Origin of the sequence: Protofrankia sp. CiP1_Cm_nod2 (assembly GCF_920664355.1) — a bacterium.
Classification (GTDB): domain Bacteria; phylum Actinomycetota; class Actinomycetes; order Frankiales; family Frankiaceae; genus Protofrankia.
This window is the reverse complement of the sequence record NZ_CAKKTL010000086.1, coordinates 5,304-7,709: the sequence shown is the minus strand read 5'-3', so window position 1 is coordinate 7,709 and position 2,406 is coordinate 5,304. Positions and strand designations below refer to the sequence as shown.

The following is a 2,406-nucleotide window of genomic DNA, read 5'->3' as shown; positions in this document are numbered from 1 at the left end:
CTTCCTACGAGCTGCCGAAGGTCGGGCGGGTCGCGGTCAGCGTCAATGATCCGAGGCATCTCCGCGAACTGGTCGAGGCGACACGCCTCAGCGTTGACCGTACGATGATCGACAGGTACCGATCGTTGTTGCGGAGTCGACAGCGGCCGGACCGCGGGGCGCGCTACTTCGCCCCTGCCAGTTCGATCACGAGCCGGTCAGCTTCGCGGATCAGCGGCTCGGCCAAGTCCGGATGATCGTCGAAGTTGCGGGTCATCCGGATCAGTTCGGCGCACATGAACAGGCGAGCCAGCGTGCCGGATCGGCAGGACAGGTCATCGGCGAACAGGTCAAACGCTCGCGCGGCGACGGCGGGAACGAGCAGCGAGAACGCCCACAGGGTCGCACCGTCAAGTCCACGCGGCCCCAGGCCCCACCCTTCCCAGTCCAAGAGGACCATGTTCGGCGCAGTCAGGTTCGCCCAGTGGATATCAGCATGAGCCGGCAACCACTCGTCCACGGTCGGGTCCACAGCCGTGCCGGCATACTCGCGAATCCTCCTGTTGATCAGGTCTTGTCGGACGGCTACGCGGGTCGTCTTCGTCCCGGCAAGCGCGATGAGCGATCCGCGTAGGGTGTTCCACCACTCCCCGGAGAGGTTCTGCGGTTCCTCGTGGATTTCCGGCGTCGAGCTGATTGCAGGGGACTCTACGCGGGTCGTCTCGTCTGCCCTCCACACTAGATTTCGCGTGGCGTCGAGCCAGCGTACGGAGCCGAGAAGCTGCGGTTTCGACACGCCAGTGAGAACGGAGGCGCATTCTTCCCCTGTCCACATGCGCTCGTTGATCTGACCCGCAGGCCGGAAGAGAATCTTGACCCAAGTGCCCCGATCAGTCCCGCACCCAATCGACTTTCCACCCCATCCGAAGGCCGGATTCTCGATATCGAGATCGATGGAGAGTGCCGCTGAACAGTGGTCTATCACATCAGGGACTGGGGTTTCCCGCAGGTCGAGCACCGTCATTCCTTCGGGCTAGTCGGATCTTAAGAGCACCGACCTTACTGCACTACACGCGATCGGTGCGCCCACCGTTCCCTGGGGCAACAGACGAAGATGCACCCGAGGGGTGCCCTTTCGCCATTTGCTGGTCGGTTACGGCGTGCGGCTGTTCCCCGAACCCGGCCACGGGGACCCCGGCCATCAGCCACCCTCCCAGCCGCCGGCGCCGCTGAGCTGGTCGATCCGCTCGGCCAACAGGCCGGTCAGGGCTGCGACGGAAGCGGTGGGTGAGCCGTCGAGGACTTTCATCGATTCGACCATGCCGTGGCGGATCTCCTCGCGGCGCTGCTCGAGGGCGGAGCGGCGAGCTCGGTGGATCACTGTCCGTTCTTTTATCTGATCAGATAAAGAAGCTGGTAGGGTGGGGTCTGTGAAGCTCGATCAGGACACTCGTGAGGTCATGGCGCTGCTCGACGCCGCCCTGGCTGACAGTGGTCTGACCCAGGTCGAGTTCGCGGCCGCGCTGGGAACGTCGGCGTCCAGGTTCTCCACCTACCGCTCGGGCGGGACGAAGCCGGCCGCCGTGTTCTGCTTCCGGGCGCGGCGCATCGCCCGCGCGCTGGCGGTCGCGCGCGCCTCACGGCTGATGTCCGCGCCGGTGACCGCCAAGGCTGTCCGCGCCGCCGACGGCGAGGAGTGGGCGTGGCGGATGCTCCTTCAGGGCCGTGACCATCTACGCCTGCTGTTGGAGCGGCGCGACGGATCGGCTGCCGCCTGGGAGGCCGTCCCGGCAGCCACAGGCAGCGCGGGCTTCGACGCCCTGCTGGCCGTCTTGGCGCGGCGGGAGTTCGAGCGGGCCGGAGTTGAACCGCCGACGTGGTGCGAGCCCACGCGTCTGCCTCAGCCCTGGGTTCCCGAGCATCCCTTCCTCGACCGGGAGGAAATCATCACCCGGACTCCGGACTACCTGAAGAAACTCAACATCTTCGTCCCCGCCCGTGACCTGGTCACGGCGTGAACGACCGGCACGAGTTCTCCGCCAAAGAGATCATTTCGCTTCTGGCCAGGCTCGACGAGCGGCTACGGGCACGCGGCGTCTCAGCCGCCGTGTTCATCGTCGGCGGTGCGGCCATCGCGGCGACCTCCAACCGGGATCTGCGGCGCACGGAAGACGTCGACGCGATCACCCGCGACCAGGCCGTCCTGGACGAGGCCCGGGCGATCGCCCGCGAGGACGGTCTGCCGGAGAACTGGCTCAACACCCGCGCGGCCATGTGGATGCCGCCACTACCGCCGGCTGCCCTCGCGCACGTCCCTACCCCCGGACTCCACGTGAGGTACGCGTCTGACGAGTTCCTTCTCGCCACGAAGCTGATCGCCCAGCGCCGCAGGGACGCCGACGATATCCGCGAACTCGCCGCGCGCAC

At 66.6% G+C, this 2,406-nt stretch carries 4 protein-coding genes; 2 read left to right on the top strand and 2 right to left on the bottom strand.

Features of this window, described 5'->3' with window-relative positions:
• Positions 1-163: 163 nt before the first annotated feature.
• Together NBW84_RS11690 and NBW84_RS11685 are read right to left on the bottom strand one after the other, a co-directional pair.
• Entirely contained in the window at positions 164-997 is an 834-nt protein-coding gene (locus NBW84_RS11690; protein WP_250284473.1) for a hypothetical protein, read from the bottom strand.
• A gap of 183 nt (positions 998-1,180) precedes the next feature.
• On the bottom strand, positions 1,181-1,360 hold the full coding sequence (locus NBW84_RS11685) for a hypothetical protein (RefSeq protein ID WP_250284472.1): 180 nt from the start codon (positions 1,358-1,360) through the stop codon (positions 1,181-1,183).
• A gap of 49 nt (positions 1,361-1,409) precedes the next feature.
• On the opposite strand from NBW84_RS11685, the gene NBW84_RS11680 reads away from it, so the two are divergent.
• Positions 1,410-1,997 (top strand): XRE family transcriptional regulator, encoded by a 588-nt coding sequence (locus NBW84_RS11680; protein ID WP_250284471.1) that lies wholly within the window; start codon positions 1,410-1,412, stop codon positions 1,995-1,997.
• The coding region (locus tag NBW84_RS11675; RefSeq protein WP_250284470.1) for a DUF6036 family nucleotidyltransferase at positions 1,994-2,406 on the top strand (413 nt) is incomplete at its 3' end. The genes NBW84_RS11680 and NBW84_RS11675, both read left to right, overlap by 4 nt.